A 26,425-nucleotide genomic window follows, 5' to 3' on the forward strand; every position below is an offset into this window, starting at 1 on the left:
GACCGCGGTGAGGCACGAACTGCCGACCGCGGCCAGCTTCGACTGTGCCGATCATCGTAGCGAGATCCTCGTCTGCGCGACACCTGATCTCAGCATTCAGTTCAGGTGGAGAGCTCAGTGCTCAGGTCAGGTGGAGAGCTCAGTGCTCAGGTCAGGAGGAGGGCGCCGCCCAGTGCGATCACGGCAACGATGAGAGTCGTCGTGGCTGCCAGACCGATGGGCCCCGCGCCGAGGCTCTTCAGCGAACGCCATTGCACCCCGCGACCGAGGGCGAACATCGCCATGGCCAGGCACACGGTCTGGAGCCAGCCCAGGCCGGAGACCGCGACCTCAGGCAGCAGTCCGAAGGTGCGCAGACCCGCCATGAGGAGGAACCCGAGAACGAAGAGCGGAACGATGGGAGGACGTCTTCCCGCCGCCGGGGCGGACGGCGGAGGCGAGGCCTGGGGGACTGACGTGGACTGAGCAGTCGACGAAGACTGCGGGGACGACGAGGACTGAGCAGTCGACGAAGACTGCGGGGCCGCCTCGGCGGGGGATGTCACCGATGCCCGCTCCCGGCTTTCGTTGCGGCGCATCACCATGCTGAGCACGGCGACGGTCGGGGCGAGCATGATGACGCGGGAGAGTTTGACGAGGACGGCGACCTGGAGAGCTGCGGGACCGATGATGCCGCCGATCGCGACGACCTGCGCAACCTCGTGCGTGGACGCTCCACCCCACATGCCGGCAGCGTCGGGGGTCAGCCCGAAGGCGATGCTCAACGAGGGGATGACAGCGATCATCAGGGTGCCGAAGAGGACCACAAGGCCGATCGCCGCCGCCACGTCCTCCTTCTTCGCCTTCAGCGTCGACTCGACCCCGGCGACAGCTGCGGCCCCGCAGATGCCGAACCCACAGCCGATGAGCAGCGCAAGGCTCGAATCGACGCGGAACGGACGGGCCAGCAGCAGGCCGGCGATGATGCCGACGGCGACGACGACGGCGGCGAGCACGAGGACCAGCCAGCCGAGCTCGAGGATGTCGCCGAGGACGACCTGGGCACCCAGGGCGACGATGCCCAGACGCAGGAGAGGCTTGGCCGCGACGTCGAGCCCGGGCCGGAAGGTCTGCGGCAGCTCGGGGAGGACGTTTCCGACGATGATTCCCAGGACGATGGCGATGAGAAGAGGGGACAGGACGGGGGCCATCATGGAGATGGGCCAGGCGATCGCGGTGGCCAGCGCGGCGACTGCCAAACCGGGAAGCAGACGGAGAACTCTATTCATGAGTTCAGTCTGTCAATCGGCACTGGAATCCGGTAGACGGCAATAACGGACCAACCCATATCGGCTTGATATGGCATCATTGATGTATGCGGGATCTCAGCAGAATGCAGGACTGGCCCGAGCTTCCGGCTCTGGGGCTGCTGGTGACTCTGAGCGCGAGCGCTCAGTCCATCGGGCAGGCCGCCGAGGCGATGGGGCTGGCCCAGCCGAACGCCTCTCGCAGCCTGCGCAACCTCGAGCGGGACCTCAAGGTGCCGCTGCTGCGGCGCTCGCCGCGGGGAACCGAGCTCACCGCCGAAGGCCACGCCGTTGCGCAGTGGGCCTCGAAGGTCCTCGACGCCTATGCCGATCTCAACGCGGGAACCCGCGCCATCCAGGATGACCGGGCCGGTACCGTGCGCGTGTCCGCCTCGCTGACCGTGGCCGAATACCTGCTGCCCCGGTATCTGACGACATTCACCGTCACACATCCCGACATCGATGTCGGCCTGGCAGTCGAGAACTCGGCCGCAGTCATCGCGGCCGTACGTGAGCAGCGCTGCGACCTCGGTCTCATCGAGTCCGTGTCTCTGCCGCAGGATCTTCCCGCCGAGGTGGTCGGACACGATCGCCTGATGGTAGCGGCTGCCCCCGACTTCGCCACCGCATGGACCACGCCGATCGGCGCCGCTGCGCTGGCGGACATTCCGCTGCTGGTCAGAGAGGTCGGATCGGGAACGAGAGAGGTCCTCGACGCTGCCCTTGCACAGGTCGGTGGGGCGAGCGTGGCGGGAGAGTATGCGTCGAATTCGGCGCTGAAGATCGCCGCGGCCACCGGCCTCGCGCCGGTCGTTCTCTCGGAGCTGGCATTGCGCGATGACTTCAGTGCTCGGCGCCTGGTCCCGCTTCCGGTTCAGGCCGGCATCTCCCTTGATCGCGAGCTGCACGCGGTGTGGTCGCCCGGTCGTCGACTTTCAGCGGGGGCCAGAGCACTGCTGGAGCACATGGTGCGCGTGCACGACTGAGATCTGCGCGCACGATTGAGATCTGCGAGCACGATTGAGATCTGCGAGCACGTTTGAGATCCGCGAGCACGCCTGAGATGTGATTGAGACGTCAATGCGGAGTCGTCGGCATACGGCATATATTGGGACGATGACCTCCCGAGTACCCTCCTATGCTCCCGAAACCGTCCTCGTCGATGCGGGCCGCCCGGACCGCCGCGACGGCGCCTCGGTGAACCCTCCCATCGAACTGTCCTCGACCTTCGTCGGCAGCGGCGAGATCGATCATTCCGACTATGTCTACGGTCGGTTCTCGACTCCGGCGTGGACTCCGTTCGAAGAGGCACTGGCTGAACTCGAACATGCCGAACTGCCCGGACTGGTCTTCGGTTCGGGACTGGCCGCGATCGCCGCTGCCCTCAGCCTGGTCCCTCGCGATGGCACTCTGATCATGCCCCGACACTGCTACCAGGGATCACTGGAGTCCGCGGGAGAGCTCGCCGAACGCAGCGGATTCACCCTCACCACCGTCGACATCGCCGACACCGCAGCCGTCGTCAACGCACTCGATGACGTTGCTGCCGCCTCGGCGATGCTGTGGATCGAATCTCCGACGAACCCGATGCTCGAAGTCGCGGACACACCCGCACTCATCTCCGCCGCGCGCGATCGCGGCATCCTGACCGTCGTCGACAACACCTTCGCCACTCCGCTCCTGCAGACACCGCTCGACCTGGGGGCAGACGTCGTTGTCCACTCCGTCACCAAATACCTCGCCGGACACTCGGACGTCGTTCTCGGCGCAGCTGTGACCAGCAGCGAAGATCTGCACAAGCGGCTTCACAGCGAACGCTCACTGCGGGGAGCAATCGCCGGACCCTTCGAAGTCTGGTTGGCGCTGCGGGGACTGCGGACGCTGTCGGTGCGCATGGAGCGAGCCCAGGCCAATGCCGCGCTCATCGCCGAACGCCTGAGTTCGCACCCCAGCGTCGTCGAGACCCGCTACCCGGGCCTGCCCGGCGATCCCGGGCATGAGCGTGCGGCAGCGCAGCTGTCGGGATTCGGTGCGGTCGTCGCCTTCTGCACCCAGACCGCGCAACAGGCCACAGCCGTCGCCGAGGCGGTCCGGGTGTGGACGCCGGCCACTTCCCTGGGCGGAGTGGAGTCCCTCATCGAACGCCGTCGGCGCAATGCCTCGGAACCGGAGTCGGTCCCCGATGGTCTGCTGCGTCTGAGCGTGGGCATCGAACACGCCGACGACCTGTGGAACGACCTCGACGCGGCACTCCGCACTGCCCACAGCCCTTGATGACTGAGCCCTTCGTGCTCGACCGGCCCGGTCTTCAGGATCTGGACGAGGTATTCGAGATCTACAGCGATCCCCGTGTCTGGACGCACTTTCCCAGCGGTCGGATGGCGAAGCGGGAGGAAGCCGAGGCGTTCCTGCTCACGCGCATCGCCGATTGGGAGATCGATGGTCTCGGGATCTGGATCGTCCGCGAATCGGAAGGCGGTCCGGTGCTCGGAACCTGCGGCTGCGGCGTGAGGCGCATGCCTTTGGCCGATGAGTGGAGCCCGGACCGGGTCGAGGCGCATTGGAACCTCGGCTACCGCTTCAGGCCAGAGGTTCAGGGACGCGGCTATGCCAGCGAGGTCTCGCGTCTGGCCATCTCCCGTGCCCAGGAACTCAAGCCTGAGCTGCCGGTCATCGCCTACCTCCTCGAACACAATGTGGCCTCACAGAAAGTGGCGGAGAAGGTCGGTCTGAGCCTGCGGCATCGTGCCCCGGACGCAGGCAACCCCGATCCTGAGGCGATGCGCTTGGTCTTCGCCGACCGGGCTCTGACCGCGAGCCAGCTGACCGTCGCGCTGGCCTGAGCGGGTTGCGAGGCCGAACACGTCACTGGCCCGAGCGGGCTGCGAGGCCGGACACGTCACTGGCCTGAGCGGGCTGCGAGGCCGGACACGTCACTGGCCTGAGCGGGTGACGTGCCGCCGCATCAGGCGTACGGTGGTACCGCAACGCACTTCTACGACGCGTAGAAGTCATGGCCTGAAGATGTCACGCGGGAGGCGGCGATCATGCATGAGCACGGGATGAGCGGAGTGATGTGGCACCCGACGCTCCCGCCGACGTTCCTGCGAGTCATCGACTGGCACCCGCAGCCGATCCCCATCATCGTCATTGTCGCGGCCTTCGGCCTGGTGCTGTATCTCTTCTGCGTGTGGCTGCTGCACCGCCGCGGAGTGCGGTGGCCGATATCGCGGCTCATCTGGTGGACCCTGGGCATCGCCACCGTCATCCTCGTCGATGGCACGGCGTTGAACGGCTATGGCATGGCGCTGTTCAGCATGCACATGATCCAACACATGATTCTGTCGATGCTCAGCCCCATCCTGCTGGTTCTGGGCGCACCGATCACGCTGATGCTGCGTGTCCTGCCGGCCGGGTCAGGTCGGTGGAATGCGCGCCGGGTGATCCTTGCGATCGTCCATAGTCCCGTCATGCGTGTGCTGACGAACCCGGTCGTGACCACCCTGTTGTTTCTGATGAGCTTGTACGGGCTGTATTTCACGCCTGCCTTCGATTGGCTGATGTCGACGATGTGGGGACACAACCTGATGTTCATCCACTTCGTGGCCATCGGGATGCTCTACTTCTGGAACATCTTCGGAGTCGACCCCTCACCGCGAACCAGCAGCAAGCGGAAAGTTCGCATCGATCCCACCGTTGTGCAGGTCTTCGAGATCGTGGCCACCGTGCCGTTCCATGCGTTCTTCGGCATTGTCGTGATGATGTCGACGACCCTGCTCACAGACTTCTACCACATGCCGATGTGGGGTATCGATCCATTGGACGACCAGTTCCTCGGCGGTGGCATCGCGTGGGCATTCACAGAGATCCCGACGCTGATCATGCTCGGGGTGCTGGTGCTCAAATGGCAGAGATCTGATGAGCGCCTCAGTCGCCGGCTCGATCGTCAGGCTGCCAGGGACGGCGATGCGACGCTGCGGGACTACAACGCCTATTTGGCTTCGTTGGCCGAGGTGGATCAGCGCGACCAACGCCACAGGGCGTGACCACAGCGGCCCGGCGAACGTGGCAACACCACGGCGGTCCGACGTGACAACGGGTCCGCCCCTGTCGCCCGGTCTCTGCTGAGACGTGTGACCCAGGTCAACTTATCGTGCGTTAAAGTTGGGGTGAAAGATCAGTCATCCAGCGCCAACCAAGAGGAGTCGCTTTGACCTCGAGTGTTCTCACCGACCTGCAAGATGGGGTCGTGACTGTCACGATCAATCGCCCCGAAAGCCTCAATGCGCTGACTCGGGAGTCCATGGAGGCGATCGGTGACGCTGTCGCCGAAGCGGCCGCCTCGGCGCGGGTGGCCATCATCACCGGCAACGATCGGTCGTTCAGTTCGGGCGCCGACCTGCAGGGGTCGGTGCAGGGCGGCGGGCTCGGGCTGGAAAAAGCCAACGCCATCATCCGTTCGATCATCGACCTGCCGATTCCGACCATTGCAGCGGTCTCCGGCCCGGCCGCAGGCATCGGCTGCTCCCTGGCGCTGGCCTGCGACTACACGATCATGAGCGAAGAGTCCTACCTGATGCTGGCGTTCACCAAGATCGGCCTCATGCCCGACGGCGGAGCAACCGCACTGGTCGCCGCCTCGGCGGGACGACACCGAGCCATGAAGATGGCGCTGACGGCACAGAAGGTGTGGGCGAAGGAGGCGGCCGACTGGGGGCTGGCCAGCCTGGTCACACCGGCGGGCGAGCACCTCGACCGGGCACAGGAGATCGCGGCGCAGTGGGCGCAGGGTGCACCCCTGGCCTTCGCCGCCTCGAAGGACGCCATCAATTCGGCGACTCTGACGGAGCTCGACGGCGCCTTCGACCGTGAGCTCAACGGGCAGACATCACTGCGGGCCAGCCAGGACTTCGCCGAAGGGGTCGCAGCTTTCATGGAGAAGCGCGGCCCGACGTTCACCGGCGAGTAGTCAGCGAACCCGCAGGAGTGAGCGGTCGGCCAGCCCGCACCTCGGAGCCTGCGAGTTTCTAATTGGTAACGTTGCGGCAAAGATTGTGATCGGCGTCACCTGCCGGGATAGTCTGGCGATGAAAGCGACCCGAATACCGAGGTGCTCTGACTGCTCGAACTGACCCGGACCATGCACCCCCGACAATCGCACACATACTCCACCCCACCAGCACCACCACGCTCCAGCACGACCACCCTTCAGCACCACCACGATGACCAAAGGAGTCTCATGCTTACAGGCATTCCATCCACCCTCGGTGACAGCTACCAGCTCAACACCACCAGCCTGATCCGCCATGCCGCGACGGTCTTCGGCGAATCCGAGGTCGTCTACCGCCGATCCGACGGGTCCTGGGGCCGATCGAACTACGCCGACGAATACAGGCGGATGTCTCAGCTGGCACACGGCCTCGACGAACTCGGCGTGGGCGCGGGCTCCATGGTCGGCGTCATCGACTGGAACTCCCGCCGCCACCTCGAGCTCTACTTCTCGGTGCCCGGTGTGGCCGCCACCATGCTCCAGCTCAACCTGCGCCTGGCCCCGGAAGACCTCGCCTACGTCGTCAGCCACTCGAAGTCCGACTGGATCTTCGTCGATGAGTCCCTGCTCCACGTCGCCGAGTCGCTTGCCCCGAAGCTCGACGTCAAGGGGTGGGTCGTGATGACAGACAAGTCCTCCTCGGAGATCGAGACCTCCTTGGACAATGTCGTCTTCTACGAGGACCTCATCGCCGACAAGCCCGAGACCTATGATTGGCCTGTCGTCGACGAGAAGACCGCGGCCTATGCCGGCTACACGACCGGAACCACAGGCCGCCCCAAGGGCGTCTACTACTCCCACCGCTCGATCTACCTGCACACCATGGGCGGGCTGGCCGCACTTCACGCAGACTTCACGGACTGCGTCATGCCCATCACCCCGATGTTCCACGTGCTGTCCTGGGGCTTCCCGCAGAATGCGGTCGCAGCGGGCGCGAAGCTCGTCCTGCCCGGCAAGTTCGCAGCCGAGGAGTTCGGCGCCATCGGCAAGGCCTTCATTGAGGAGAAGGTGACGCTGGCGAACGGCGCGCCCGCGATCTTCACCCCGATGCTGGAGATGATGAAGAACATGCCTCAGACGCCGGACCTCAGCGGAGTTCGCCTGGTCTCCGGGTCCTCCGAACCTCCGCTGTCGATGATGCGTGGATTCAAGGAGATCACCGGCGCCGAGGTGATCCACGGCTACGGTGCCACCGAGACCACCCCGTTGGCGACGACGAACTGGGGCCTCAAGTCCGGGATGGACCTCAGTGAGGACGAGCAGTGGGATCTGAAGCGCTACCAGGGCCTTCCGATCATCGGCGTCGAGGTCAAGATCGTCGACCCGACCGGTGAGGAAATGCCCCGCGATGGGAAGTCCGTGGGCGAGATCGTCATGCGCGGTCCGTGGATCACGGAATCCTACTTCCAGCTGCCCGACAATGCGGACCGCTTCCTCGACGGCTGGTGGCGTTCGGGTGACGTCGGCGTCATCGATGAGCACAGTTACCTCAAGATCACCGACCGCCTCAAGGACGTCATCAAGTCCGGCGGCGAGTGGATCTCCTCGATCGACATGGAGAACGCGATCCTCGACAACCCCGACGTCAAGGAAGCGGCCGTCATCGGCGTCCCCGACGAGAAATGGGACGAGCGACCGGTGGCCTATGTCGTCGCCAATGACGGCGCCGAGGTGACCCGTGAGTCCATCGTCGAAACGCTGCGTGAGCGCTTCGCCAAGTGGCAGATGCCTGATGAGGTCAATGTCGTCGACGAGATGCCGCGCACCTCGGTGGGCAAGCTCGACAAGAAGCTGCTGCGCAAGAACTGGGACGAGAAGTAAGGCTCAAGTCCAGAGGTAGGGCTCAAATCCGTGAAGTGGGGGCTCTAGTCCGTGACGTGGGTCCGCGCGGCCTGGCTCGAGCTGGTTGCGAGATCGAGACAACGACGGAGCGCCGAGGCGGCTGTGCACGCACAGTGGCCACGGCGCTCCGTCGTTGTCTCGGCTGCTGCTCCTAGTGATTATTGATCGCTGAGTCGATGGCCCATTTGATCTGAGCGAAGATGTTTGGCCGAAAGAGGTCGCCGAATGTCAGATTGAATACCCTGAATCCTGCATTGACGAGGTTCATATTGCGTTGGTGGTTTTCACGTGCGGCCTGGTCAGGGCCCTTCGGGTGCATGTAGTACTTGCCCACTCCATGGACTTCGACGATGACCGGTGCCCTGTCGTGTCGAAAGTCATTCCTGCCGATGAACTTGCCCGTCGGTGAATAGGTATTGACCTGGGGGATCATTCCAGTGACACCGTGGCGACGGAATTTGACCGCGCAGAATGCCTCCGCATTGGATTCATAGTCAGCGTTGGACAAGGTCAGCGCCAATCGAGCGCGCTTGAGACCCCGTGCTCCTGCGGCGAAGTGCGGCTCGATCGACTCCCTGGTTGCGCGGCCCTCCCGCATCGCTTCCGAAATCAGCGGAACCGATACCTCCAGTGGATGGTCGAGCGCGATGTCGGCTAGCGTTCTGGGCAGGCTGGTCACGGGATAGCTGAGGCTGTGGTCGACATCCTCGACGGCGATCGTGCGATCATAAAGAGTCATATCCAGGTAGCTGCGAGAGTATGCGCTCCTGGAGATCTCGACCTTCTTCGTCCCTGCGTCGACAGGGTCGAGGCCATGGATCAGTGCGGCGGAGACATGCGAGAAGACATCGCTCGGCAGCACCGAGTCTCTTCGTGATGCGATGCGAATCCGCAGCTCCTCGACCGCGTCCCTGACATCGCCGTGGAATTGCGGAAACGTGATTCCGGGTTCGTGTGCCAGTGCCCGAATGTGATCGAAGTGCGAGGAGGAACAATCCGTCATGACGATGTATCGGCCGCGTCGTACTCTGCGCAGGCAGCATTTCAGAGCCGCCGTGAGATCGGCGCGAGGCATATCGAATTCGGCGAGGTCGCTTCTCGTCACGATCCGAAACATACGACTATTATGCAATCCTATATATGCAAACGCAATCAAATAATATCAAATCACACTATAAAGAGTTGAGTGGCGGAGTTGGCCGCTGTGAAATGAGCCCTGAGCCCCGAATCAGGAGCAATGAGCCCCGAATCAGGAGCACTGAGCAAGGGGTCAGGAGCAATGACTCAGGAGCACTGAGCGTTTTGGCTGACGCGGCTTTGAGGGTGACTGCCCATGCGGATGCGCAGCTGCCAGGCGACGGCAGATGGCGTCCCATCCCGCCGTTGCGCGCCAGCGGCTCTTCCGCGGCAACGGTGGAGGGTCGAGACCACTTGGTCTGCACCGTGGCTTCGGTGCGTCGTCGTGGTTTCGGCGCTTCACCGGTGTCTCGACAGCCCTGCTCCTTTGTGCCTCAGGCTGTGTGCGACTCAGGCTGCGTGGCGCGCCGCAGCCTGACTTGTCCCGCAGCCGGAGCCGCACAAAGCCTGACCTGCCCCGCAGAATGATCCAGGCCGCCGGCTGGCCACTTCGCCGGCAGCATGATCCCGGCGAAGAACTCGGCGAGCTCGGCATGGGCGTCCAATGGCAGCACCTGGGAAACGTACTGATCCGGACGGACGATGACCAAGGCCCCGGCACTGCGGTCGATGCCACGAACGTCGAAGATGTCTGGACCCGTCCGGAGGTCCGCGCAGAACATCTTCTCGTAGTCGATGAGACCGAAGCGTCCCTTGCGCGGCAGCAGGAACTGCGGCATCGACTCCACAGCCAGGTCACGGTGGTTCTGCTGGAAGATCGCGCGGACGTCGAAGACTGCATCGGGGTCTGCCCCGACAGGCGTGTGGCGGTGAATCGGGGAGTCGGGTGACTCGGCGAGGAAATCGCACAGCGGGCGGATCGACGAACTCGCCGAGCCCGGCGCCTGTGGGTCTCCGGCGTCGGCGAAGGCATAGAGGCGCCATCGTCCGTCCGCCTGTGCCTGATGGCCGAGTTCGACGGGTTTGGCGTCAGCGAGACGGATCGTCGGTGCGGAGTGGAAGCGTTCGCCGATGGGAAACCCTTGGGCAAGATGCTCATAGGTGTTCTCAGCGGTGATCATGTTCGGCGCATAGTCGGTGGCGAAGCCGGCGGTGAACCGTCCACCTGCTGTGAAGATCTCCTGCCGCTCGGCCGCGCTCATTCCGCCCGCATCGGGATCATTCGGATCGGCAGGTTTCGCGGCCATGGCCTCTGACCAGGTGAGATCGAAGTCGATGAGCTCTTGGGCGATGGCCTGACGCTCCTGGGCGTAGGTGTCGAGGAGCTTGGTCGGGCTGCGGCCCTGCAGTACTGCTGCGAGCTTCCACCCCAGGTTGAACCCGTCCTGCATGGACACGTTCATACCCTGCCCGGCCTTCGCTGAGTGGGTGTGGCAGGCATCGCCGGCGATGAACACATGCGGGGATCGGGTGCCGCGCTCTGCCTCGGCGACGTCATCGAAGCGGTCAGCGCTGCGCTGGCCAACCTCGTAGACCGACCACCAGGCGATGTCCTTGACCTCGAGCGAGTAGGGATGGAAGATCCGCTGTGCGGCCTGGATGATCATGTCCGAGGTGAATCGACTGCGGGCCCCGGCGTCGTTCGGATCGAGGTCGCCGAGGTCGACGTAGAGGCGGACCATATAGCCGCACTCTCGGGGGATGAGCAGAACGCTGCCGCCGGACGTCGATTGGATTGCTGACTTCAGGCGGATATCGGGGAAGTCCGTGACGACGAAGACGTCCATGACACCCCAGGCGTGGTTCCTGGCATATCCGGTCATCGTGCCGCCGATGGAGCGGCGCACGGCCGAGCGGGCTCCGTCACAGCCGACGACGTATTTTGCGCGAACCGTGCGCGCGACGGTGGTGGCGGAACTCGCCCCGGTTGCGCCGCCATCCGCCGTGCCGACCACGCCGCCATCCGCCGTACCGACCACGCCGCCATCCGCCGTGCCAGCCGGCGTCAGGGAGACGGTGACCGGGTGCTCGCCGACGTCGTCGACTCTGACTTCGGTGACTTCGAGGCCGTAGTCGGGGACTAGTCGGGAGGGGGAGTCGGCCATGTGTTCGAGGAGATAGTCCTGCATGCGGGCCTGATTGACGATGACGTGCGGGTATTCGGACAGGCCGTCTTCGACATCGTCCATGCGTCCGGTGCGGGTGATCTGTGTCGGGTCCGCCTCGTCCGGGCCCCAGAAGGTCGTCTCATTGACCCAATAGGCTTCCCGAACGAGACGCTCGGCCAGGCCGAAGGCATCGAACATCTCGACCGTGCGGCAGGCGACGCCGTCGGCGTGGCCGAGCTCCAGCGGTCCCTCGCGGCGTTCGACGACCCGGGTGGTGATGTCTGGGAACTCTGCCAGCTGGGCGGCGAGAACGGTTAGCGCCGGTCCCGTGCCGACGATGAGGACGTCGACCTCCTCGGGGAGTTCGGCCGTCCGCGCGGTGGGTGCCTCCGCATGCTTCTCGGGGTCGCCGGGGTGGAATCCGTTGAGGTAGAACTGCATGATGCTCCTGGTGTCCGCAGAATCGTCGTCGATCAGTGACGTGTCTGACACCACTGTGATCGTGCCCACCAGAGACCGGCAAATAGATTCTGTTATATGGAAAAACGGGTTCGATGCCGAACTACGATGGGGTGATGGAACGTCGTACGGTGGCCCAGAAGCCTGCCCATCTGCTCAGCTCGGTCGACAATGTGCTCCGCTTGCTGCAGTCGCTGCGTGACACCGGGGCAGTCTCGATCACCGATGCCGCAGCCGATCTGCAGGTCAGTCCCTCGACCGCGCATCGCCTCCTGAGCATGCTCGTCTACCGCGGATTCGCCGTCCAGGACGAGTCGCGCACCTATCACCCGGGGCCGGGAATCGTGGCCAATGTCGAAGCCCAGTCGGCCCATCGACATCTGCTGCAGATCCTGCGACCACACCTCGAGACGCTGTCGGAGACGACAGGGGAGACGTGCAACCTGTTGGTCCGTGTCGGTACGACGACGCGCTTCCTGGCAAGCGAGGAGGGCGCCGATCGAATGGGGATCGGCAGTAGAGCGGGGGAGATTCTGCCTGCCCGACTGACCTCGGGCGGGCAGGTGCTGCTGGCCGAGCTCTCGCCACAGGTTCTCGCCAGTCTTTATACGTCGAACACGGCGCGCACGTCGGGGGAGTTTCTCGACGCAGAGGCGTTCGTCCGTTTTCGACGCCGGCTCGATCTCATCCGGCAGACCGGATCGGCACTCAACCGTGAACGCACCGAACGTGGCGTCGCGGCCCTGGGAATGGTCGTCCGTGGACCGGAAGGGCAGGCGCTGGCAGCGATCAGTGTGTCTGTCCCCAGCAATCGGGACGAGGCCCTCGAATCAGAGAGAATCCGAACTGCGCTGACCGTGGCCTGCCGAGAGGGTGCTGTCGACCTCAGGGATGATGGAGCAGGTACGTTCCGCCCTTGAGACAGGTGTCGAGGACCCAGCCGTCGGCGACCAGTGCGGTCAGCGAATCGCGCAGGGCCATCCGCCACCGTGAGGCGAGCTCGGCATCCTGGCCGCGCAGCGCCTCGATATCTGAGGGGATGTCGAGGGAGACCAGCGTGGCTTCCTTGGGCACCTCGGCGACCACGGGCTCGCCGGTGTCGTCACTGCGCAGGCATTCGAAGGCGTCGTCCGCCTCGGCGAGGGTGGACCGGGCCGGCTTGTCGAGCGGCCAGGACACGACCATACGGTCGCTGGCCTGGCCAGCATTGACGCCATCGCGCATCTGCCCGTAGAAATCCTCGAGGTATTCGACCATGCCCACACCCAGGCGCTGGAAGTTGAAGTACGCATTGCGCGCCACCAGCGGATCGAAGGTCCAGGTCATCTCCGTGATGCCCAGGTTGAGACACCACAGGCGCTGATGCAGCTTCATCGCAGAGCCGGCCCCGCGGCCGATGACCTCGTGGCGCACCCCGGCGATGTGCGAATGCATGAGCGTGCCCAGAGGCTGTCCGAAGAAGCCGATCGTCACGCCGATCATCTCGCCGGGCTCGTCGAGACTGTAGGCGGCCGACACATAGTTTCCCGCATGCGCGAAGGCGACGATGAGCCCGGGTTCGAGCACATTGGTGCCTGTTTCGTCGACGCTCCAGACCTCGTCGAGCAGAAGCGCGGCCTCGGCAGCTTCGGCGGCGGTGTGAATCTCACGCACCTCGATCCGAGCCGCCTCGGCCGCTGCCGCGTACTCGTCCTCGGCAAGGGCGATGATCTCCGAGTCCACTGTGGTCAATCCTTCGCGCGGTGTCATGGTGACATTGTGCCACCGAAGTGCCCATCCGCACGTGGCAAAACGTGCATATCTGAGGGGCCGGCGGAGGTATAGCCTTAATGGTATGAGCTTCTGCGTTGCTGTCATCGGGGCCGGGACGATCGGCCGTTCCTTCGCCTGGCTGTTCGCCCGATCGGGTTATTCGGTGGCGGTCTTCGACCCCAGAGAAGACCTCGCCGAGGTGGTCTCCGAACTGCAGGCCGCCGTCAGTGCCGACGCTGCCGCCCACAACATGCTGGCCTCCGAACTCGGATCCCTCACCCTCGTCGAATCCGTCGAGACCGCGGTGGCACAAGCCTCCTTCGTGCAGGAATCGGGGCCCGAGGATCCGCAGGCGAAGCCGAAGCTGTTCGCTCAGATCGCTGCCGCAGCCCCGCTGGACGCGGTCCTTGCGACCTCCTCGTCGACCATCCCCGCGTCATTGATCGCACGTCAGCTGCCGACGCAGGCCGCAGCGCGCGTCATCGTCGGTCATCCCTTCAACCCGCCTCACCTGATGCCCCTCGTCGAGGTGGTTCCGGCCCCGGCCACCAGCCCTGACACGGTGGAGCGGGCGCTTGAGTTCTACCGCAGCTGCGGCCGTGAACCCGTGGCGCTGAACCGGGAAGTTCGCGGGTTCGTCGGCAACCGACTGCAGAATGCGCTGATGAAGGAGGCGATCTCGTTGGTGGAGAACGGGGTCATCTCGGCCCCCGACCTCGACGCGGTGATGAAGAATTCCCTGGGCCTGCGCTGGTCCGCAGTGGGCCAGTTCGAGGCGATGCACCTCGGCGGGGGAGAGAAGGGGATCCGCGGTTTCATGCACCACATCGGGACCTCGTTCGCTGAGATCGGAGAACTGCCTCTCGACCTCAGCGATGCCGGGATGGCCGAGGTCTATGCCCAGGTTGAGCAGGCCTACGGCCAGACACCGAGTGATGCCGGCGCCGAGGCGCGGGACCGTGCCCAGCGTGCTGTGCTCGAATCGCGTGGTCAGGACAGCACACACTCAGAGGAGTGAGGTGCCTAGCCCAACCGGCGGCTCAGACCGCCGCTTGGTAGAAGTACGTGGTGCGTTCGGCGATGAGGCCCTCGGTGTCGAAGAGGAAGAAATCGGCGAAGCCCACGGAGGTGTCGGTGCCGTCCTTGAGTCGGCCGGTGAAGACCCCGCGGCTGGAGGCGCGGTCGCCGTCGACGAGGATCTCCGTCAGCGAGTGCGCCCCCGACTCGATGACGCGCTCACCGTGATAGAAGTCGGTGATCTGGCCCCCGACCATGGTCGGATATCCGGGCCGATCATAGTGTCCGTCGGCGGCGAACAGCGCCGAGGTGGCACCCGGGTCCCCGGCGTCGACGGTGGAGTAATAGCGCTTCACGAGTTCAGTCACACTGTTCATGGCAACACAGTAACAGCGATCACATTCGGCTCTGTGTTCAATGGGTGGGACGAAGAATTGCCGCCGAGGAGATTGAGCCATAGCGTGGGAGTTGAATCCATGCGTCGACGGGTGCCGAATACGTGGTTCCGCGTCGTTGGATCGAGGTCAACAACCCCAGCAGAAATGAGGCTCGACATGTCCACCATGTATCGCGTGACCAACCCGGCGACCGGCGAGGTAGCCGAGGAATTCGCCACCGCCACCGACTCGGAGATCTTGGCCGCCCTCGATCGATCCGCGACCACATTCACCGAATGGAGCCAGACTTCCGTGGCCGATCGCGCAGCGATCCTCACCCGTGTCTCCGAGATCTACGCCCAGCGGGCCGAAGAGCTCGCCGGAGTCATCCAGCTGGAGATGGGCAAAGCCGTCCCCGAAGGCAAGGGAGAGGTCGGACTGAGCTCCGCCATCTACCGCTACTTCGCCGACAACGCCGAAGCCTTCATGGCCGATGAGCCCCTGCGCGGACCCGAGGACGGCACCGCGATGATCCGCCGCAAGCCGGTCGGGTCGCTGCTGGGCATCATGCCCTGGAACTTCCCCTACTACCAGGTCGCACGCTTCGCAGCCCCCAACCTGGCATTGGGCAACACGATCCTGCTCAAGCACGCCCCACAGTGCCCCCGCTCGGCTCAGATCATGGAAGAGATCTTCATCGAGGCTGGACTGCCCGAGGGCGCCTACATCAATATCTATGCGAGCAACGAGCAGGTTGCAGACCTCATCCTGCCCGACCCACGCAACCACGGCGTCTCGCTGACCGGTTCCGAACGTGCGGGCTCGGCAGTGGCCGCCGAGGCGGGCAAGAACCTCAAGAAGGTCGTCCTCGAGCTCGGCGGATCCGACCCCTACATCCTCCTCGACACCCCTGACGTGGCGAAGAGCGCGAGCACCTTCTTCAAGACACGCATGGGCAACACCGGCCAGGCCTGCAACTCACCCAAGCGCATGATCGTCATGGACGACGTCTACGACGAATTCCTGTCCTCGATCACCGAGGCGGCCAAGAAGTTCACTCCCGAAGCTCCCGGTGATGAAGGCTCCCGCCTGTCGCCGCTGTCGTCGGTGGCGGCCGCTGATCGCTTCATCGAGCAGGTCCAGGACACTGTCAAGGACGGTGCCACTCTGCTCGCCGGCGGCAAGCGCTACGACGGTGGCGGCGCCTACGTCGAACCGGTCGTCCTGGCCGATGTGGAGAAGGGCATGCGAGGCTACTACGAAGAGCTCTTCGGGCCCGCCGTCATCGTCTACCGGGTCAGCAGCGAGGAGGAGGCCGTCGAGATGGCCAATGACACCCCGTTCGGCCTCGGTGCCGCTGTGTTCTCCAACGACCTCGAGCGGGCAGAGCGCGTCGGTTCCCAGATCGACTCCGGCATGGTCTTCCTCAACGCGCCCGAAGGCACTCGTGAGTACCTGCCCTTCGGCGGAGTCAAGCGCTCCGGCGTCGGCCGTGAGTTGGGACCGCTGGCCATGGACGAGTTCGTCAACAAGCAGATGGTGTTCAAGAAGAACTGAGCCTGAGGTTCCGGCGCACCGCGTCGCCTGAGCCGCTTTCGACTCTCAGGGTGTTGACCGCACCGGCGGTCAGCACCCTGATTGTATGCTGAGGTCCTATACAGTCTTTTCTCAGCAGGAGGTTCTCATGTCGGCACAGAAGCCGTCGACCCAGGTCAACGCCGCGGCCGCTTCCAAAGGGATAATGCGTCCGGTCAATCGTTTCCTCGAACAGTGGATTCCGTCAGCGCTGACGTTCGCCATCGTTCTCACGCTCATCGTCGCCGTTCTGGCGTTCATCCTCACGGGAGCCAGCCCGCTCGACGTCGTCACCGGCTGGGGCGAGGGCCTGGCCGGGCTGCTCGCATTCATGACGCAGATGTGCCTGATCCTGCTCCTCGGCCACATCCTCGCGAACACCGAACCGGTGCAGAAGCTGCTGACCCGGTTGGCCAGGGTCCCCGGCAGTCCGGCCTTCGCCTACGTCTTCGTGTTCGTCGTCGCAGCGGTCGCCAGTCTCATCACCTGGGGGCTCGGGCTCGTCGTCGGCGCGCTCCTGGCCCGTGAGATCGCGGTGCAGGCGCGTACCCGCGGAATCAAGGTCCACTTCCCGCTGCTCGTCGCCGCCGGATACTCCGGTTTCGTCGTCTGGCACATGGGGTATTCGGGTTCGGGACCACTGACGGCAGCCACTCCTGATTCCTTCCTTGCCGAATCACTGGGCGGAGAGGTTATTCCTGTCAGCGAGACCATCTTCTCGACCTGGAACCTCCTCGCCATCCTCGCCGTCATCGTCGTCTGCGCCGTCTTGTTCTTCCTCGTCGCACCGAAGAAGGACGCTCCTGTCTATGAGCTTCCCGAGTCGATTGCTTCCGAATCGAGAAGCACCGTCGACGAGGAGGTCGTCACGCCTGCCGACCGCATTGATGCCTCGCGGATTCTGACCCTCATCGTCGGGCTCGCGCTCGTGATCTACCTCGCCGTCCACTTCGCCCAGGGTGGAGGGCTGACCCTCGACATCGTCAACTGGTCGTTCCTCGCGCTGATCTTCCTGTTGGTGAAGAACCCCTTCGAGCTCATCCATCTGACCAAGGGAGCCGCGTCCAACGTCGGCGAGATCCTGCTCCAATTCCCTCTGTACGCGGGAATCCTGGGCATCATGTCCGGGACCGGTCTGATCGCCGTGTTCTCCGACGCTCTCGTCTCGGTCGCGAATCCGACGACCTTCGGCATCCTCGCTCTGCTCTCGGCCGGAATCGTCAACTTCTTCGTCCCCTCGGGCGGCGGACAGTTCGCAGTCCAGGGCCCGATCATGCTCGATGCCGCCAACCAGTTGGGCGTCGACCCCTCGGTCGCGATCATGGCGGTCTCCTATGGTGATCAGTGGACGAATATGCTGCAGCCGTTCTGGGCACTGCCGGTCCTGGCCATCGCAGGTCTGAAGATGCGTGACATCCTCGGCTACACCTCGGTGACCTTCCTCGGTTCCGGTGTGGTCATGGCCGCCGCGTTGTTCTTCGTCTCCCTGTGAGGCTGAGCCGAATGCCACGTATCCACGCGGCACACTCGGCTCTGTTACCGGCGGCTACGGTATGGTAGCCTGCATGGTTGGTCGCATCCGGTGAAACCTGTGTGAAAAAGATGGGTGTGCAGTGAGCCGGCGTGAAATGAGCCGGTATGCAGAAGAAGCAAGTCAATTCGGGCGAGAATTCGTCCTATGAAGGAGCAAGCTGATGTCAGCCGCAGTGGACAAACCCGCGGAGAAGTCGAAGAAGGGGGCGAAGGCTGTGCTGCCTCCGGTGAATAAGCCGGTCTTCATCGCAGCAGCACTGGGCACCCTGGCCATCACCATCTGGGCGCTCATCGCCCCCACCAACGCCGAGGGGGTCCTCGGTGCCGTCGTCGGCTGGACCTCGGACTGGTTCGGTTGGTTCTACGTCCTCCTCGTCGCCGCGGTCCTCGTCTTCGTCATCTACCTCGCGGCCTCAAAATACGGGAACACCAAGCTCGGCCCCGAACACTCCAAGCCGGAGTTCGGCCTGCTCGCATGGGCATCCATGCTCTTCGCCGCCGGCATCAGCACCGACCTCATGTTCTTCGCCGTCTCCGAACCCGTGACTCAGTACCTGGCACCGCCGAGCACCCAGCCGGAAACCGTTGACGCGGCCCGTGAAGCCACGGTCTGGACACTGTTCCACTACGGTCTCAGCGGTTGGGGACTCTATGCCCTCATGGGCATCGCCCTGGCCTACTTCGCCTACCGGATGAACATGCCATTGGCGATCCGCTCAGCGCTTGCCCCGATCTTCGGCAAACGCGTCCACGGCGCCTTAGGCGACACGGTCGACATCGCTGCACTGCTGGGCACCGTCTTCGGTGTGGCCACCTCGTTGGGCATCGGTGTGGTCATGGTCAATACCGGGCTCAACCAAGTCTTCGGCATCCCTATCGGTGTGGGCTCACAGATCGGTATCGTCGTCGTCGGCATTGTCGTGGCGACACTCTCAGCCGTGTCAGGCGTGGACAAAGGCATCAAGTTCCTCTCGATCCTCAACGTCTTCCTCGCAGTCGCATTGAGCCTCTGGGTCCTCATCGCGGGCAACACCCAGTTCCTCCTCAACGCCTTCGTCCTCAACGTCTTCGACTTCATCAGAATGTTCCCGGACATGGCGGGTCAGACCTTCGCCTTCGAAGACACCGGCACATGGATGACCGACTGGACCCTGTTCTTCTGGGCCTGGTGGATCGCCTTCGCCTCATTCGTCGGACTGTTCCTCGCCCGCATTTCGCGTGGACGCACGATTCGTCAGTTCGTTCTCGGGACTCTGACGATTCCGTTCATCTACATCTTCATGTGGATCTCGATCTACGGGAACTCTGCTCTCGACCTCATCCGCAACGGTGACAAGGAATTCGGCGAGAAGACGATGCTCAACCCCGAAGGCGGGTTCTACGAGTTGCTCTCGAACTACCCGGGATTCGTCATCATCGCCGCACTCGCGACGATTACAGCACTGCTGTTCTACGTCACCACCGCAGACTCCGCCGCACTCGTCATGGCCAACCTCTCCTCGCGTCTGCCGACACCGCAGGATGACGGGCGTCCGGGGCTGCGCATCTTCTGGGCCATTGCCACCGGTGGACTGACCATTGCCATGCTCATCGTCGGCGGCGTCGGGGCACTGCAGAACGCGACCGTCGTCATGGGGCTGCCCTTCGCCTTCGTCGTCATCCTCGTGATGATCGGGCTCTACAAGGCGCTGCGGGTCGAAGCGAACCGGGTCGACAGCGTCGACCAGAGCCTGCCGGGCTCGCTGGCCAGGCGTTCACGCACCGGCGACGGGCATGAACCCTGGCAGCGTCAGCTGAGTCGGGTCCTGTCCTTCCCCAGCGGCAACAAGGCCCGCGACTTCGAACGCGAAGTCCTCACCCCCACGTTGGAAGAAGTCGCGGCGGAACTGACCGAACGAGGTGTCACGGCCCGTTGCGGTCGCGTCGACACGGAGGGGCAGTTCGTTGATGACGGCGAGCTCATCCAGCTCGAGGTCGACGGCGAGGGACAGTATCCTTTCCGGTATCAGATCTGGCCGCACAAGGTCAGTGTGCCCTCCTTCGGCGGACATGTGCCTCGCGGGACCGAGGACTACTACCGCATGGAGGTCTACCTCGACGGTGGCGCCGGACAGGGCTACGACATCATGGGCTACTCGAAGGAACAGCTCATCGACGATGTCCTCGACAAGTACGGCCGCCACGTGGAGTTCCTGCAGCTGCAGGAGAATATCGCCAACCACGACGACTGACGCGAGCAGTCGGTCGCCAACCACGACGACTGATGTCAGTCTGAGTCAGACCGCGGCCACGCTGAGCCCGGTGTCTGCCCTCCCTGAGGACAGGCGCCGGGCTCAGCCTCGTCCGAGGCCCTCCAAGCACGCTCGCAGCGTGCGCGTGACCGACAGCGCGGTGAGACCGCTGGTGGCCGGGTTCTCCGGGCTCGGCGTGGACGAGATGGAGAACGCGAAATCTCCTGCCGGCCCGGTGGCGGTGATCTCATGGTGCGAATCCTCCTGACGCGGGTCCGCGCGGATCTCCACTCGTGTCCGATCCAGGGCCGCCTCCATGAGTTCGTCGTCCGTGCTCGCCTCGACTCCGAGCCCACGCGTCGCCCAGGCCAGCGCCACGGTGATGTTGACGTTGGCGGGGAACTTCACGATCGCCTCAGCGGGGGTGCCGGTGAAGATGGTCAGCGCACCATCTTCGGGGGTCAGACCCTCGAGGCGTCGGACCTCCTCGGCGGGCATCCACGGTTGGATCAGACCGCTGGGGGCCTTCGCCGTCGTGATGGACACCATCTCGAGAGCCTGGGCCTGAGCTGCGGCTTCGAGGACGTCGAGCCCGCCGATCGCCCCATTCGTCACGTGTAGATCACCCGGCCCGGCCAGGAGCGCCTGCCTGGTCGGTCGATCGGCAAGAGCTCCGACGCTGGCGAGGACGAACGGAAGTCCGGCAGCCACCACGGCAGGTCCATAGCTCCTGGCCGCTGGGACCCCTGCACATTCGACGACAGCATCGGCCTTCAGCGCAGTCCAGCGCGGGTCCTCGGGGCTCTCGATCTGGATGAGCTCGGCACCCAGGTCCCGATGCTCGGCATGCTTGTCGACGTCTCGGACCAGCGCGGTCAGCGTCACCCGGCCACTCGAGATCTCCGGGTGAAGCAGGCGCGCGACATGTCGCCCGATCGCCCCGAATCCGATCATCAGCACCGATTTCACTTCGCGCTCTGGCCTCATGACATCAGCGTACACATTGGTACGGTCGTTGCCGTGTCAGTGTGCCGGGGTACCGTAACGGTGTGGACGAGCGAAGCGGAGGAGAGGCACCGATGACAGAGACGAACGTCGACGATGGCACAGCCACTGACGGTGCCGTTGTGGGTGACGATGGACTCGCCCGATCTCCGTGGTCCTACGGTGATCCGCTGCTGCGCAGCTACTACGACACCGAATGGGGAATGCCCGTGCGCGACGAGCCCGGGATGTTCGAGCGGCTGAGTCTCGAAGGCTTCCAAGCCGGACTGTCGTGGCTGACGATCCTGAAGAAGCGCGAGCGCTTCCGGGAGGTCTTCGCCCATTTCGACGCCGAGGCGGTTGCCGGGTTCGGCGAGCCTGAGATCGAAGGCCTGCTCGCCGATCCGGGAATCATCCGACATCGCGGAAAGATCGAAGCCTGCATCGGAAATGCCGGCGCCACACTGGCGATGCGCGATGAAGGGGGCCTCGGCGATTTCATCTGGAGCTTCCAACCGGAGAACACACCGCGTCCCCGCACCGTGAGCGAGGTACCCACGACGAGCCCCGAATCGCTGGCGCTGTCGAAGGCGCTGAAGAAGAAGGGGTTCCGATTCGTCGGACCGACCACCATGTACGCGCTGATGGAAGCGGTCGGTATGGTTGACACGCACGTCCTCGGATCCCATCGCCGAGGCGCGTCCGGAGTCTGGAACGACTGATCACTTGGGCGATTGTCCTGATGAAAGGCTGGAATGAAAGATATCCGAGTCAGTGCACTCGTCCTGCTGCACCCGCTCGAACCCCTCCTGCTCATGGTGCGAAAGGAGGGCACGACGTCATTCATGCTCCCCGGCGGCAAGCCCGAAGCCGGTGAGAGTACCGAGGCGACGATCATCCGGGAGATCAGCGAAGAGCTCGGCCTCACCCTCGAGGCGGGGCAGCTCTCACCGCTGGGCACCTTCGCCGCAGATGCGGCCAATGAAGCCGAGCACAGGGTGATCGGTGACGTGTTCTGCTATGAGGGCCTGCCTGCTGAACTCGACGTCGATCGGATCAACCATCAGGCCGAGATTGCTGAGGCCGCGTGGTTTCCCTACGCACCGATGCCGGCAGACGACGCGGAACGTCAGTTCGCCCCACTGACTCGTCTGCAGGTTATTCCAGCGCTGGCAGAACGGGGCCTGCTCGCGCAATGACGCGTCTGCTCGTGCGGTGACGCGCGGGGACCTTCAGACGCCTCGGCGCTGGAACGCCAGCTCGAGGACGAACAGGTGCACGGCATGCCCCAGTGCCAGGCCGGCAGTGAGGAAGCTGAGGACGATGTCGAAGACGCCGAAGTCCGTGTAGGGCGGAGGGTCGACGTATCCGGGGGACTGCAGCAGCGTGGAACCGACGACGGTGGCTCCCACCAGGATTGCGATGAGACCACTCGTCGACAGTTTTCCCACCGCGGCGACAGCCAGCAGCAATGCTGTCAGGAGTAGGACCACCAGCGCCATCAGGTCGAAGCTGGGTCCGAGCCGAAATACCTCCTGCCACAGGTTTCCGTAGATGAACGAGCTGTGCGGTTCCGGCTCGTAGTAGGGGAAGAACGTCAGGGAGATGACCAGCAGGCACAGTGGTCCGTAGAAGTGGGCGTACAGGGCGTTGATTCGCGTGATCCGTGAGTTGAGAAGTTCGGCTCGGATCATCTGCTCGGGCAGAGTCATGTGCTGTCTGTCCTTATGGTCGATCATGAGTCGTCGATTTTTGTGACCTCCGGGCCACGACGGCGGTCGCCGCCGACGTGAAGATGAGAGCAAGCAAGCTCAGACCGACGCCGATGACTGAGAATCCCGGTCCCGGCGGGATGTGAAGCCCGTTGTTCGCTCGAGGGCCGATGCGTCCGATCGGGGGAGTGGCTCCGCCGGTTTCGGTGCCGGCATGAGTGCCGTCGGCAGGGATGACAGGCAGAACCGAAAATGATTCGCTCAGGTACCCCTCGGCCATGCTCTGCTCCGAAGTGATTTCAGCCTGATACCCGCCCGCATAGGTGTTGGTCGGTCTGCCGGGTGAGCCGCCGATTGGAAACGTCACTGTTCCATCGGCTCGAGCCCGTTTCCTGTCGTGGATGGCTTCGATTCCCGTCGGCGTGGATGCGATGTCGAGTCGCACCTTCTCACCTGGGAGGAAGCCTGTGGCCGTGAGAGTCACCGCGTCGTTGTCGGTGATGAAATCGGTGGTGGCTACGGCCCGTGGACTGACGTCGATGACCGTCGGCAGGCCGTCTTCGTACTCGTGGGCCAGAGCAGGGTCGGCCTGCAGGCCGGTTCCCAGAATGCAGGCGGAGGCTGTCACAGCCACGGGGATCCGCCATTTCGATGGGCGCATATGTATTCTCCAAACGAATGTTGAATGCGAAAGTACAGATGACAATGGGGTCTGATTGATTTCGTCCGCGGGCGTTGAAAGAGATCTTTGCCTCGGGAATAGAGAACCGTGGTGGAATTCGACCACAATGAGTTCGCGGAATAATCTCTGCGTTATTCCGCCGATTTCTTAGAAAGCTACAGTTCGACTTTTGTCGGAGACAAGGAAAGGATGAGACTCACGTGTCATGCCCGCGAAAAGGCGGATCGCTCCGGAGCATTCGCAGGCAAGACACGTGAGGATCGTCAGGCAGTGGACTGGCCCGGGTGCGGCACGTTATACGGAGGTGGCCGTCTCCGATGAAGTCGCCGTCGGTTCCGACGGCGGTGTCGCACGCAGCAGCCGCTCCGACAGTGCGCGGATCTCCGCGTTGAGTTCGGGCGAATCCTCAACCGTGAACTCGACGTCGAGCCTGGCCAGCGTCAACGCCATGGTGCGAACGCTCTCTGCCCCGATCACCACGGTTGAGCGCAGCTCGTCCAGAGCCTCGACGGTGCCCTCGGCGGGCATCAGCATCGTCATGACCTCGGATGCTGCAGCCTGCACGGTGACTGTCGCCGTGCATTTCCATCTCCTGGCCGAGACATTGCGATCGACGTAGGCACCGATGTCCTTGGCGGGGAGTTCACGGGGTTCGAAGCGTCGACCGCCGGGCAGTTTGGGGACGATGTGTTCGACCCGGAAGATCGCCCAAGCATCCTCCGCAGTGTCGAAGGTCAGAAGGTACCAGCGGTGCTGATGGTTGACCAGACGATAGGGCTCCACCTCGAACTCTCCGCTGTGCCCTTGATCTGAGGGCGCGCTCCCCGGATCTGGATGCGCGCCTCCGTGATCTGGAAGTGCCTCGGCGCGATAAGAGAATCTGAACCGCTGGTGACCGTGACAGTATTCGATGATCAGGGTCAGCAGGTTCGGGTCGACGATCGGCATCGGATGGTTGCCGGCCATCGGGACCGTGAAATGGGCCAAGTTCTTCACGCGGTTGCGCACGCTGGCGGGCAGAATCTGTTCGAGCTTCGCCAGGGCCTGCGCCGAAGTCTCTTCCATTCCGCCGATGATGCAGCTGAGTCCCGAGTGCAGCCCCACGGCGACAGCGACCGCTTCGTCGGGATTGAGCAGCAGCGGCGGCACAGCCGAACCACCGGATCCCAGCCGATAGCCGCCCTCACCGCCGCGAGTCCCCTCGACGGGGTAGCCGAGATCGCGGAGTGTGCCGATATCGTTGCGAACCGTGCGTGAGCTGACGTTGAGACGCTCCGCCAGTTCCGTGCCTGACCAGGTCCGGGGAACCATCAACAATGACAGTAATCCGAGTAGACGCCCTGCTGTCTGTGACATTTTCTGTTGTCTTCGTCGGTTTAGGAAGACCTCCTGCCTAATCAAACAATAGCATTCGAATTATGAATTCGTAATGATCTGCGGTCAGCAGCACATCCGTGAGGCAAATGGAGGAACAGCGAAATTCATGTATACGCAATTATCTCCTGCGAGCGATTCGAGGAGACAACACGGGATGATCGTCAGCGATTATCTTGATCTCTACGCATCTGCCCGGAAAAAGGACAAGGGCTGGATCCTCGACGAAATCGTCGTGATGACAGGGTGGTCACGCGACCATGTCCGCCGGCTTCTTGCTCAGCTGGCCCGACGGCAGGAATCCCCGCCATCCGAGGCTGACCGCCGGTGCCACAGAGAGGGCAAATACTCCGAGGAGGCCAGGGCCTCACTGGAACGAGTCTGGGACTGGTCCGGCCGACAGAGTGGAAAATACCTGGCCGCTGCCATTCCGCTGCTGCTCGATTCTTTGGAACGACACGGCTCCCTGACGGCCGGACGCGACGGATACAGTCCGTCGGTGAAAGAAGAGCTGTTGTCTGTCAGTCCGGCCTCGATCGACCGGTACCTGCGGTATGCCCGATCCTGTGACTTCGCAATCCGCAATGTGTCGACACGACGCTCGCATGCGCCCAGCGCAGACTTCCTCGACTTCGCCGGCGGGGAGAACGAGGCCGAGCCGGGCTTCTTCGTCGTCGATACCGTTGCGCACCCCGGCTCGACCTTGGACGGGGACTATGCATTCACGCTCAATGCGACGTGTGTGCACACCGGCTGGGTATTCACTCGCAGCATTGCGGACAACACCCCGGAGCGAGTCGTCGATCTTCTGCAATGGTCACTCGATGAGATCACCGGCATTCCCTTCTGGGTCAATGCCGTGGAACTGGTCAATGCCTGCGATGGTGTCCATGGCTTCGTCGGTTCATGGGCGAAAGAGCTCGACATCCACTACAGCCCCGCGGTCAAAGACCACCAGCGCGACCGACTTCCGGAGGCATCGAGGCATCAGCACCTGGTCCATGAGTACGGATTTGTCAATCGCTACGACACCGAGGAGGCGCGCCAGGTTCTCAACCAGCTGTGGAGGGTGGTCAACGACCGACTGAACTTCTTCACTCCGACGCGGAAGCCGATCGCCTGGGTCAGGGACTCGGCCGGCCACCGCAAGCGGATCTACGACGAACCCGCTACGCCGCTGGACCGTCTCAGCGGGGCGGGCGTGATGTCGCCGGTTCAGGAGGCCGAGCTGATCACCTACCGCAACAGCCTCAACCCTGCGAGACTCACAGCAGAGATCGCTCGCTGGCAGCAGCGGCTGCAGGAACTCACTCGGCCGACGCGGTGATGGCGCCGCCGCTGCGAGCGGCCATGCCCATGGTAAAAG

General features: G+C 63.7%; 23 protein-coding genes. 14 read left to right on the forward strand and 9 right to left on the reverse strand.

Annotated elements, in window-relative coordinates:
- Nucleotides 1–146: 146 nt before the first annotated feature.
- On the reverse strand, nt 147–1,268 hold the full coding sequence (locus tag BLT92_RS13245) for a YeiH family protein (protein WP_092106256.1): 1,122 nt from the start codon (nt 1,266–1,268) through the stop codon (nt 147–149).
- An 86-nt stretch (nt 1,269–1,354) separates the two neighbouring features.
- Between BLT92_RS13245 and BLT92_RS13250 the strand changes: the two genes are divergently transcribed.
- The 6 genes from BLT92_RS13250 to BLT92_RS13275 all read left to right on the forward strand — a co-directional run bounded on the left by BLT92_RS13250 (nt 1,355) and on the right by BLT92_RS13275 (nt 8,157).
- Nucleotides 1,355–2,272, forward strand: a complete 918-nt coding sequence (locus BLT92_RS13250) for a LysR substrate-binding domain-containing protein (RefSeq protein WP_092106258.1) — start codon at nt 1,355–1,357, stop codon at nt 2,270–2,272.
- Between the two features lie 130 nt (nt 2,273–2,402).
- Nucleotides 2,403–3,560: a trans-sulfuration enzyme family protein gene (locus BLT92_RS13255; protein WP_092106260.1), complete on the forward strand. Its 1,158-nt coding sequence runs from the start codon at nt 2,403–2,405 to the stop codon at nt 3,558–3,560.
- A complete protein-coding gene (locus BLT92_RS13260; protein ID WP_092106262.1) occupies nt 3,560–4,129 on the forward strand; it encodes a GNAT family N-acetyltransferase in 570 nt (189 codons plus the stop codon). Before BLT92_RS13255 ends, BLT92_RS13260 begins: the two co-directional genes overlap by 1 nt.
- Nucleotides 4,130–4,333: 204 nt before the next feature.
- A complete protein-coding gene (locus BLT92_RS13265; protein ID WP_092106264.1) occupies nt 4,334–5,332 on the forward strand; it encodes a cytochrome c oxidase assembly protein in 999 nt (332 codons plus the stop codon).
- Between the two features lie 164 nt (nt 5,333–5,496).
- Complete coding sequence (locus BLT92_RS13270; RefSeq protein WP_092106266.1) at nt 5,497–6,255, forward strand: enoyl-CoA hydratase-related protein; 759 nt, start codon at nt 5,497–5,499, stop codon at nt 6,253–6,255.
- 270 nt (nt 6,256–6,525) lie between these two features.
- Nucleotides 6,526–8,157, forward strand: coding sequence for a long-chain-fatty-acid--CoA ligase (locus tag BLT92_RS13275; RefSeq protein ID WP_092106268.1), 1,632 nt, complete (start codon nt 6,526–6,528; stop codon nt 8,155–8,157).
- A gap of 172 nt (nt 8,158–8,329) precedes the next feature.
- On the opposite strand, the gene BLT92_RS13280 is transcribed toward BLT92_RS13275, so the two are convergent.
- Both BLT92_RS13280 and BLT92_RS13285 read right to left on the reverse strand, forming a co-directional pair.
- Complete coding sequence (locus BLT92_RS13280; RefSeq protein ID WP_157691441.1) at nt 8,330–9,283, reverse strand: hypothetical protein; 954 nt, start codon at nt 9,281–9,283, stop codon at nt 8,330–8,332.
- A 406-nt stretch (nt 9,284–9,689) separates the two neighbouring features.
- Complete coding sequence (locus BLT92_RS13285; RefSeq protein WP_092109315.1) at nt 9,690–11,804, reverse strand: FAD-binding monooxygenase; 2,115 nt, start codon at nt 11,802–11,804, stop codon at nt 9,690–9,692.
- Nucleotides 11,805–11,917: 113 nt separating this feature from the next.
- Here BLT92_RS13285 and BLT92_RS13290 point away from each other — a divergent pair, with 113 nt between their 5' ends.
- Nucleotides 11,918–12,742 carry an IclR family transcriptional regulator gene (locus BLT92_RS13290; RefSeq protein WP_092106272.1) on the forward strand — a complete coding sequence of 275 codons (825 nt, stop codon included), beginning with the start codon at nt 11,918–11,920 and terminating at the stop codon, nt 12,740–12,742.
- On the opposite strand, the gene BLT92_RS13295 is transcribed toward BLT92_RS13290, so the two are convergent.
- Nucleotides 12,708–13,571, reverse strand: coding sequence for a hypothetical protein (locus tag BLT92_RS13295; protein WP_092106274.1), 864 nt, complete (start codon nt 13,569–13,571; stop codon nt 12,708–12,710). The genes BLT92_RS13290 and BLT92_RS13295 overlap by 35 nt on opposite strands.
- A gap of 85 nt (nt 13,572–13,656) precedes the next feature.
- Between BLT92_RS13295 and BLT92_RS13300 the strand changes: the two genes are divergently transcribed.
- Complete coding sequence (locus BLT92_RS13300; RefSeq protein WP_092106276.1) at nt 13,657–14,592, forward strand: 3-hydroxyacyl-CoA dehydrogenase NAD-binding domain-containing protein; 936 nt, start codon at nt 13,657–13,659, stop codon at nt 14,590–14,592.
- A 22-nt stretch (nt 14,593–14,614) separates the two neighbouring features.
- Here the strand turns inward: BLT92_RS13300 and BLT92_RS13305 are convergent, their stop codons facing one another.
- Nucleotides 14,615–14,968, reverse strand: a complete 354-nt coding sequence (locus tag BLT92_RS13305) for a nuclear transport factor 2 family protein (protein WP_092106278.1) — start codon at nt 14,966–14,968, stop codon at nt 14,615–14,617.
- Between the two features lie 177 nt (nt 14,969–15,145).
- Between BLT92_RS13305 and BLT92_RS13310 the strand changes: the two genes are divergently transcribed.
- The 3 genes from BLT92_RS13310 (at nt 15,146) to betT (ending at nt 20,307) form a co-directional block, all read left to right on the forward strand.
- Complete coding sequence (locus BLT92_RS13310; protein ID WP_092106280.1) at nt 15,146–16,525, forward strand: NAD-dependent succinate-semialdehyde dehydrogenase; 1,380 nt, start codon at nt 15,146–15,148, stop codon at nt 16,523–16,525.
- A 127-nt stretch (nt 16,526–16,652) separates the two neighbouring features.
- Nucleotides 16,653–18,035 (forward strand): short-chain fatty acid transporter, encoded by a 1,383-nt coding sequence (locus tag BLT92_RS13315; RefSeq protein WP_092106282.1) that lies wholly within the window; start codon nt 16,653–16,655, stop codon nt 18,033–18,035.
- 202 nt (nt 18,036–18,237) lie between these two features.
- The gene (betT, locus tag BLT92_RS13320) at nt 18,238–20,307 is read left to right on the forward strand and encodes a choline BCCT transporter BetT (protein ID WP_092106284.1); all 2,070 of its coding nucleotides are present in this window, start codon (nt 18,238–18,240) and stop codon (nt 20,305–20,307) included.
- Between the two features lie 102 nt (nt 20,308–20,409).
- On the opposite strand, the gene BLT92_RS13325 is transcribed toward betT, so the two are convergent.
- Entirely contained in the window at nt 20,410–21,294 is an 885-nt protein-coding gene (locus BLT92_RS13325) for an aspartate dehydrogenase domain-containing protein (protein ID WP_231938822.1), read from the reverse strand.
- Between the two features lie 92 nt (nt 21,295–21,386).
- On the opposite strand from BLT92_RS13325, the gene BLT92_RS13330 reads away from it, so the two are divergent.
- Nucleotides 21,387–22,013: a DNA-3-methyladenine glycosylase I gene (locus tag BLT92_RS13330; RefSeq protein WP_092106286.1), complete on the forward strand. Its 627-nt coding sequence runs from the start codon at nt 21,387–21,389 to the stop codon at nt 22,011–22,013.
- Between the two features lie 33 nt (nt 22,014–22,046).
- Nucleotides 22,047–22,490, forward strand: coding sequence for an NUDIX hydrolase (locus BLT92_RS13335; protein WP_092106288.1), 444 nt, complete (start codon nt 22,047–22,049; stop codon nt 22,488–22,490).
- 33 nt (nt 22,491–22,523) lie between these two features.
- On the opposite strand, the gene BLT92_RS13340 is transcribed toward BLT92_RS13335, so the two are convergent.
- From BLT92_RS13340 to BLT92_RS13350, 3 genes are all read right to left on the reverse strand, one after another.
- Nucleotides 22,524–23,003 carry a hypothetical protein gene (locus tag BLT92_RS13340; RefSeq protein WP_092106290.1) on the reverse strand — a complete coding sequence of 160 codons (480 nt, stop codon included), beginning with the start codon at nt 23,001–23,003 and terminating at the stop codon, nt 22,524–22,526.
- Between the two features lie 13 nt (nt 23,004–23,016).
- Entirely contained in the window at nt 23,017–23,664 is a 648-nt protein-coding gene (locus tag BLT92_RS13345) for a hypothetical protein (protein ID WP_092106292.1), read from the reverse strand.
- A gap of 315 nt (nt 23,665–23,979) precedes the next feature.
- Entirely contained in the window at nt 23,980–25,041 is a 1,062-nt protein-coding gene (locus tag BLT92_RS13350) for a helix-turn-helix transcriptional regulator (RefSeq protein ID WP_092106294.1), read from the reverse strand.
- A gap of 175 nt (nt 25,042–25,216) precedes the next feature.
- On the opposite strand from BLT92_RS13350, the gene BLT92_RS13355 reads away from it, so the two are divergent.
- Nucleotides 25,217–26,386: a hypothetical protein gene (locus BLT92_RS13355; RefSeq protein ID WP_092106296.1), complete on the forward strand. Its 1,170-nt coding sequence runs from the start codon at nt 25,217–25,219 to the stop codon at nt 26,384–26,386.
- Nucleotides 26,387–26,425: the final 39 nt, after the last annotated feature.

Source organism: Brevibacterium picturae (genome assembly GCF_900105045.1).
Lineage (GTDB): Bacteria > Actinomycetota > Actinomycetes > Actinomycetales > Brevibacteriaceae > Brevibacterium > Brevibacterium picturae.

What these genes read in the sequence shown, in the direction of transcription:
- BLT92_RS13245 (WP_092106256.1), bottom strand. Translation starts at nt 1,268, where the DNA reads ATGAATAGAGTTCTCCGTCTGCTTCCCGGTTTGGCAGTCGCCGCGCTG.
- BLT92_RS13250 (WP_092106258.1), top strand. Translation starts at nt 1,355, where the DNA reads ATGCGGGATCTCAGCAGAATGCAGGACTGGCCCGAGCTTCCGGCTCTG.
- BLT92_RS13255 (WP_092106260.1), top strand. Translation starts at nt 2,403, where the DNA reads ATGACCTCCCGAGTACCCTCCTATGCTCCCGAAACCGTCCTCGTCGAT.
- BLT92_RS13260 (WP_092106262.1), top strand. Translation starts at nt 3,560, where the DNA reads ATGACTGAGCCCTTCGTGCTCGACCGGCCCGGTCTTCAGGATCTGGAC.
- BLT92_RS13265 (WP_092106264.1), top strand. Translation starts at nt 4,334, where the DNA reads ATGCATGAGCACGGGATGAGCGGAGTGATGTGGCACCCGACGCTCCCG.
- BLT92_RS13275 (WP_092106268.1), top strand. Translation starts at nt 6,526, where the DNA reads ATGCTTACAGGCATTCCATCCACCCTCGGTGACAGCTACCAGCTCAAC.
- BLT92_RS13285 (WP_092109315.1), bottom strand. Translation starts at nt 11,804, where the DNA reads ATGCAGTTCTACCTCAACGGATTCCACCCCGGCGACCCCGAGAAGCAT.
- BLT92_RS13290 (WP_092106272.1), top strand. Translation starts at nt 11,918, where the DNA reads ATGCCGAACTACGATGGGGTGATGGAACGTCGTACGGTGGCCCAGAAG.
- BLT92_RS13295 (WP_092106274.1), bottom strand. Translation starts at nt 13,571, where the DNA reads ATGACACCGCGCGAAGGATTGACCACAGTGGACTCGGAGATCATCGCC.
- BLT92_RS13300 (WP_092106276.1), top strand. Translation starts at nt 13,657, where the DNA reads ATGAGCTTCTGCGTTGCTGTCATCGGGGCCGGGACGATCGGCCGTTCC.
- BLT92_RS13305 (WP_092106278.1), bottom strand. Translation starts at nt 14,968, where the DNA reads ATGAACAGTGTGACTGAACTCGTGAAGCGCTATTACTCCACCGTCGAC.
- BLT92_RS13310 (WP_092106280.1), top strand. Translation starts at nt 15,146, where the DNA reads ATGTCCACCATGTATCGCGTGACCAACCCGGCGACCGGCGAGGTAGCC.
- BLT92_RS13315 (WP_092106282.1), top strand. Translation starts at nt 16,653, where the DNA reads ATGTCGGCACAGAAGCCGTCGACCCAGGTCAACGCCGCGGCCGCTTCC.
- betT (WP_092106284.1), top strand. Translation starts at nt 18,238, where the DNA reads ATGTCAGCCGCAGTGGACAAACCCGCGGAGAAGTCGAAGAAGGGGGCG.
- BLT92_RS13325 (WP_231938822.1), bottom strand. Translation starts at nt 21,294, where the DNA reads ATGAGGCCAGAGCGCGAAGTGAAATCGGTGCTGATGATCGGATTCGGG.
- BLT92_RS13330 (WP_092106286.1), top strand. Translation starts at nt 21,387, where the DNA reads ATGACAGAGACGAACGTCGACGATGGCACAGCCACTGACGGTGCCGTT.
- BLT92_RS13335 (WP_092106288.1), top strand. Translation starts at nt 22,047, where the DNA reads ATGAAAGATATCCGAGTCAGTGCACTCGTCCTGCTGCACCCGCTCGAA.
- BLT92_RS13340 (WP_092106290.1), bottom strand. Translation starts at nt 23,003, where the DNA reads ATGACTCTGCCCGAGCAGATGATCCGAGCCGAACTTCTCAACTCACGG.
- BLT92_RS13345 (WP_092106292.1), bottom strand. Translation starts at nt 23,664, where the DNA reads ATGCGCCCATCGAAATGGCGGATCCCCGTGGCTGTGACAGCCTCCGCC.
- BLT92_RS13350 (WP_092106294.1), bottom strand. Translation starts at nt 25,041, where the DNA reads ATGTCACAGACAGCAGGGCGTCTACTCGGATTACTGTCATTGTTGATG.
- BLT92_RS13355 (WP_092106296.1), top strand. Translation starts at nt 25,217, where the DNA reads ATGATCGTCAGCGATTATCTTGATCTCTACGCATCTGCCCGGAAAAAG.